Here is a 6,159-nt window from a genome sequence, read left to right as displayed (position 1 = left end):
CGAATTCGCCACCGTTGGCGTAGCGCGCGGCCGGGTCCTTGACCATCGTGATCTCGATGAGTTCACGCACGGCCGGGGGGCAGGCGAGCGGCATGGGGGCCGGCATCTCGCGGACGTGCTTCATGGCGACGGTCAGCGCTCCGTCGCCCACGAAGGGCCGCGTGCCCGCGAGTACTTCGTATCCGACGACTCCGAGCGAGTAGACGTCCGAAGCCGACGTGGCCTCCTCGCCGAGTGCTTGCTCGGGGGCGATGTACTGCGCTGTGCCCATGACCATTCCGGTCTTGGTCACCGGGGATGCGTCGACGGCCTTGGCGATGCCGAAGTCGGTGATCTTGACCTGCCCGGTGGGGGTGATCAGGATGTTGCCCGGCTTGACGTCGCGGTGGACGACGCCTGCAGTGTGTGCGATCTGCAGGGAACGGCCGGTCTGCTCGAGCATGTCGAGGGCATGGCCGAGCGGCAACCGGGACATCCGACCCAACACGGCGTTGAGCGGCTCACCGTTGACCAGTTCCATCACCAGGTAGGCCAGTGATTCGCCCGCGCCGTCGCGGGTCTCGCCGTAGTCGTAGACCCCGGCGATTCCGGGGTAGTTCAGCTGCGCGGTGGTGCGTGCCTCGAACCTGAAGCGCTGCAGGAACTCCGGGTCCTCGGAGAACTCGGCCTTGAGCACCTTGACCGCGACTCGGCGATCGAGGCGGTTGTCCATTGCTTCCCACACCTGACCCATGCCGCCGGTGGCGATGAGTCGCAGCAGTCGATAGCGCTGCGCGATGACAGCTCCGTTGCTCAGTGGCACGTCATGTCACCTCCCCTGCAATGCGGCTGCGATGACGGCGCGGCCGATGGGTGCGGCCACGGATCCACCGGTCGCGGCGAGGGCGCGGTCGCCGCCGTCCTCGACGATGACGGCGATGGCGACCTTCGGGTCGTCGGCGGGTGCGAATCCGATGTACCACGCGTGCGGCGGGGTGTTGCGCGGGTCGGAACCATGTTCTGCGGTACCGGTTTTCGATGCGATCTGTACCCCGGGGATCTTGCCCTCGCCGCTGGTGTTGTTCTCGGAGCCGATCATCAGGTCTTTCAGCGTCGCCGCGGTGGTGGAGCTGATCGCCTGGCCCATGGCCTTGCTGGTAGCTCGACAGGTCCGACAGGTCGGGAGACTGCAGCTGCTGCACCAGGTTCGGGGCCATTCGCACACCGTCGTTGGCCACGGTGGCAGCGATGACGGCGTCCTGCAGCGGGGTCAGCGCCACGTCGCGCTGGCCGATGCTGGATTGACCGAGGGCGGCGTCGTCGTCGATGGGTCCGATGGTGCTGTCGGCGACGGTGAGCGGAATGGTGGTGTTCTCACCGATGCCGAAGGCGGCCGAGGTCTCGCGCATCTTGTCGGCCCCGGTGTCGATGCCGAGCTCGACGAAGGCGGTGTTGCACGAGCGTGCGAAAGCTTCTCTCAGCGTTGCCGTCTGGCCGCCGCCGCACGTCGAACCGTTGTAGTTCTCCAGCGTCGTCGAGGTTCCCGGCAACGTGATGTTCGACGCGGCCGTGAGTTGATCGTCCGGTGTCGCGCCCGCTTCGAGTGCGGCTGCGGTGGTGATCACCTTGAACGTCGATCCGGGTGGGTAGGTCTGCGAGATCGCCCGGTTGACCATCGGCTTCTCGGGATCGTTGCTCAGGTTCTCCCATGCCGCGGTGGTGGTGCTGCCGTCGTGGCTGGCCAACAGGTTCGGGTCGTAGCTGGGGGTGCTGGCCATGGCCAGGATGTTGCCGGTGGCCGGGTCGAGGGCCACGACGGAGCCGGTGTATCCCTTGGCGGTCAGCTGGTCGTAGGCGACCTGCTGGACCACTGGTCGATGGTGGTGACCACGTTGCCGCCGCGGGGATCTCGGCCGGAGATGAGGTCGAACAGTCGTCCGCCGAAGAGCCGGTCGTCGGATCCGTTGAGTACGGGGTCCTCGGCGCGTTCGAGGCCGCTGCTCGAGTACAGCATCGAGTAGTAGCCGGTGATCGGCGCGTTGGCCTGCGGGCTGGCCGGGGAGATCGAATTCTGGGGGTACGTGCGCAGGTACTTGTAGCGGTCTTCGGTGGGGACCGAGGATGCCAGCACCTGGCCGCCCGCCGAGATCTGACCGCGCTGGCGTGAGTACTCGTCGAGCAGCACTCGTGAGTTTCTCGGGTCGGTGCGCAGATCGTCGGCCTTGATGACCTGAAGGTAGGTGGCGTTGGCGAGCAACGCGACGACCATGACCATCACGGCGATGGACACGCGGCGCAGGGGAGTGTTCATGCGCGCTTCACCATCTCGGTCGGTGCCTCCGCGATGGGCGCCGCCGGGGCGGGCTTCTTCTTGGGCTTTGCCGGCTCACGGGCTGCGTCGGAGATCTTGATCAGCAGCGCGAGGAGCAGGTAGTTGGCGAGAAGCGACGATCCTCCGTAGGACAGATACGGCGTGGTGAGGCCGGTGAGTGGGATGAGTTTGGTGACGCCGCCGACGACGACGAACAGCTGGATGGCAATGGTGAACGACAACCCCGCGGCCAGCAGTTTGCCGAAGCTGTCGCGAACGGCCAGCGCGGTACGCATGCCGCGAATGATGAACAGCAAGTACAGGATCAGGACCGCGGTCAGGCCGATGAGGCCCAGCTCTTCGCCGACCGTGGCGATGATGAAGTCCGTCTTGGCGAACGGAACCTGGGACGGGCGACCACTACCGAGTCCGGTGCCTGCCAACCCGCCCGTGGCGAAGCTGAACATCGACTGGACGATCTGATAGCCGGTGTCGTTGTAGTCGTCGAACGGGTGCAGCCAGGTGTCGGTGCGGATCTTGACGTGGCCGAACACCTGGTACGCGAACAGGAACCCGACGAGCAACAGCCCGAAACCGATGATCAACCAACCGACGCGTTCGGTGGCGATGTAGATCATCACCAGGACGGTTCCGAAGATCAGCAGCGACGTACCGAGGTCCTTCTCGAACACCAGCACGCCGACCGAGACGATCCAGACGACCAGGATCGGCCCCAGATCGCGCGCTCGCGGGAAGTCCATGCCGAGGAAGTGCTTGCCTGCGACGGTGAACAGTTCACGCTTGGCGACCAGCAGCGATGCAAAGAAGATGAGCAGCAGGATCTTCGCGAACTCCCCGGGCTGAATACTGAAGCCGGGCAGCCTGATCCAGATCTTCGATCCGTTGACCTCGGAGAATGCCGACGGCAGCATCGCCGGGATGGCCAGGAGTACCAGTCCGGCGAGTCCGACGGTGTAGCCGTAGCGAGCAGGGTGCGGTAATCGCGCAACAGCACCAGCAGGGCGACGAAGCCGGCGATGGCCAGCGTGGTCCACAGCACCTGCTGGTTGGCATCGGGCGACGGAATGGGGTTTCCGAGATATTGAGCCTGCTGCTCGTCGGCCAGGTCGAGGCGATGAATGAGCACCAGACCGAGTCCGTTGAGCAGCGCCACGATCGGCAGCAGCAGCGGATCCGCGTAGGGCGCGAAGCGTCGCACGGCCAGGTGCGCCACTGTCATCAGCGCGAGATACGCGACCGCGTACTTCGCCAGATCCCAGGTGATTGTCTGTTCCTGACTGGCTTCGACCAGTACCAGCGAGATCGTGGTGATCAGGACGGCGGCCCCGAGCAGAAGCAGTTCGACGCCGCGCCGGTTCGATTGAATCGGTGCTGGCGCGAATCCTTCGGGCGGACTCGGAAAGGACCCTCCCGCGGACGGATTGGAACTCATCGAGTACCGGTCCTGCAGTTCTGGCCGGGAATCTGCGGAACCGTCGGTGTCGGTGCCGCTGTGGTCGTCGGTGCTGGTTCCGCAGTGGGTTCGACCGTGGGCGGCAGCGGTGCAGCGGGCGGCGGGATGATCGCCGTCGTAGTCGGTTCGACGGTCGTGGTGACGACCGGCTCGGTCTCGCAGACCTGAAGCAGGTCCCCGGAGGCCAACCGCTCGACCTGGCCGCGCGCATCGTCGAGAGATCCCGACGGCAGGCCGGCCGTGACCTGCTCACGTGCGGCGGGCAGAAGATCGTCGATCTCGAACGGAACGCAGTCCGCCGGAGCGGCATCCGGCGCGGTCAGCGTGACGGCTCCGTCGTTGTCGAGGCAGCCGATCAGTTCGACGCTCTGCAACGAGTAGCCCAGTACCGAGCCGGGAAGCCCGCGCAGCACGGTGACCTTGCTGTTGTCGGCACCGACGTAGTAGTTGCCCTTGATGATCGAATTGGCCACCAGCGCACCGATTCCCGCCAGCACCACCAGGGTCAGGGCGATCAACGTCCAGCGCAGCTTGTGCGACTTCTTCTCGGGCGTGACGACCGGTGCGGTGACGCGTTTGGGCGTCGTACGCGGTGGCCGCATCGCTGCGGCGCGCCCTGCTGCGGTGTTGGGCGGAGGGGCGTCCTCCTCGTCTTCGGTGCTGGCGGCACCGCCGAGGATGGGGTGGCTCTGTCCGTAGTCGAGGTCGATCACGTCGGCCACGACGACCGTCACGTTGTCCGGACCGCCACTGCGAAGCGCGAGTTCGATGAGACGATCTGCGCAGGGCCCCGTCTCACCCTCGTTCATGGTGTTCTCGATGGTCTCGTCGCTGACGACGTCCGAGAGGCCGTCGGAGCACAGCAGGTATCGGTCACCCGCACGTACTTCCCGAACGGTGAGCGTCGGTTCGATCTCGTTGCCGGTGAGGGCACGCATGATCAAGGAGCGCTGCGGGTGTGTGTGCGCCTGCTCGGCGGTGATGCGGCCCTCGTCGACGAGGGACTGAACGAAGGTGTCGTCTCGGGTGATCTGGGTGAGCGAGCCGTCGCGCAGCATGTACGCGCGCGAATCGCCGATGTGCACCAGTCCGATTCGCTTGCCCGCGAACAGGATCGCGGTCAGCGTGGTCCCCATGCCGTCGAGCTCGGGTTCGTCCTCGACCTGATCTGCGATGGACGCGTTGCCTTCGCGGGTGGCTGCTTCGAGCTTGCCCAGCAGATCCTCGCCCGGCTCGTCGTCGTCGAGATGAGCCAGTGCGGCGATCATCAACTGCGAGGCCACTTCACCGGCAGCGTGACCGCCCATTCCGTCGGCCAGCGCCAGTAGGCGAGCGCCGGCGTACACGGAGTCCTCGTTGTTGGATCGAACCAGACCGCGATCACTGCGGGCGGCATAGCGAAGGACGAGGGTCACGGGCGCAACTCGATCACGGTCTTGCCGACGCGGACAGGGGTTCCCAAGGGGACGCGAACGGCGGTGGTCACCTTCGCGCGGTCGAGGTAGGTGCCGTTGGTCGAACCGAGGTCCTCGACGTACCAATCACCGCCGCGGGGCGAGATGCGCGCATGCCGCGTCGACGAGTAGTCGTCTGTCAGAACGAGAGTGGAGTCGTCCGCGCGTCCGATGAGGACGGGCTGCGTGCCGAGCGAGATGCGCGTTCCGGCGAGACCGCCCTGGGTCACCACGAGGTACTTGGCCACCTTCTGTTTGTTGAACGACGGAAGAACTTTCGAACCGCCGGAGTAGCGAGCAGGCACTCGCATGCCTGCGGCCGCGTAGATGTCACTGCGCAAGGTGCGAAGGACGGCCCAGACGAAGAACCACAACAACAGCAGGAAGCCCGCCCTTGTCAGTTGCAGAATCAATCCCTGCACGACGATTCACCTCCTCCTTCGCAATCGACCTGCATCCCGCCCACGCACAGAGCCGCGGCGCGGCAGACATGGTTGCCTCGCAGCATCATAGGGTGAAGCAGCTCGTGTGGACGACATACGGGTGGACGAGAGTGCGAGTCGAACCCCCACCCGAGCCCACGAGGATCGTCAGACGATCCGGACCAGAATTTCGGAGTGACCGGCCCGAATGACGTCGCCGTCGGCCAATTGCCAGTCCTGCACCGGGGCGCCGTTGACGGTGGTGCCGTTGGTGGAACCGAGATCGGAGAGCATGGCCACGCGGCCGTCCCACCGGATCTCGATGTGTCGACGCGAGACGCCGGTGTCGGGGAGTCGGAACTGTGCGTCCTGGCCCCGGCCGATGATGTTCTGACCGTCACGGAGCTGGTAGTAGCGGCCGCTGCCGTCCTCGAGCTGCAGCGTCGCGGCGAGCGCCTGACTCTGACCTGCGTACGAGGCGGGCTGGTCGTAGCCGTACCCGTCGCCGCGGTCGCCCGC

The 6,159-nt window shown here is 65.8% G+C and carries 4 protein-coding genes and 2 pseudogenes; all 6 read right to left on the bottom strand.

Annotation, left to right across the window (positions count from 1 at the left end; translation table 11 throughout):
* Nucleotides 1–802 (bottom strand): serine/threonine-protein kinase (locus tag RHBS_RS22760; RefSeq protein WP_145977574.1); only part of this gene is annotated, 802 nt, incomplete at its 3' end.
* A 6-nt stretch (nt 803–808) separates the two neighbouring features.
* Nucleotides 809–2,290 (bottom strand): annotated as a pseudogene (locus RHBS_RS22755) (peptidoglycan D,D-transpeptidase FtsI family protein).
* Nucleotides 2,287–3,743 (bottom strand): annotated as a pseudogene (locus tag RHBS_RS22750) (FtsW/RodA/SpoVE family cell cycle protein). The pseudogenes RHBS_RS22755 and RHBS_RS22750 overlap by 4 nt, the downstream one beginning before the upstream one ends.
* Nucleotides 3,740–5,179 (bottom strand): PP2C family serine/threonine-protein phosphatase, encoded by a 1,440-nt coding sequence (locus RHBS_RS22745; protein ID WP_128646481.1) that lies wholly within the window; start codon nt 5,177–5,179, stop codon nt 3,740–3,742. The pseudogene RHBS_RS22750 and the gene RHBS_RS22745 overlap by 4 nt, the downstream one beginning before the upstream one ends.
* On the bottom strand, nt 5,176–5,640 hold the full coding sequence (locus tag RHBS_RS22740) for an FHA domain-containing protein (protein ID WP_037195344.1): 465 nt from the start codon (nt 5,638–5,640) through the stop codon (nt 5,176–5,178). The genes RHBS_RS22745 and RHBS_RS22740 overlap by 4 nt, the downstream gene beginning before the upstream one ends.
* A 168-nt stretch (nt 5,641–5,808) precedes the next feature.
* A partial coding sequence (locus tag RHBS_RS22735; protein WP_145977573.1) for an FHA domain-containing protein occupies nt 5,809–6,159 on the bottom strand: 351 nt, incomplete at its 5' end.

The organism is Rhodococcus sp. BS-15 (genome assembly GCF_000813105.1).
GTDB lineage: Bacteria > Actinomycetota > Actinomycetes > Mycobacteriales > Mycobacteriaceae > Rhodococcoides.
Note: the sequence above shows the minus strand (reverse complement) of the source record. Positions and strands in the feature narration are given on the sequence as shown.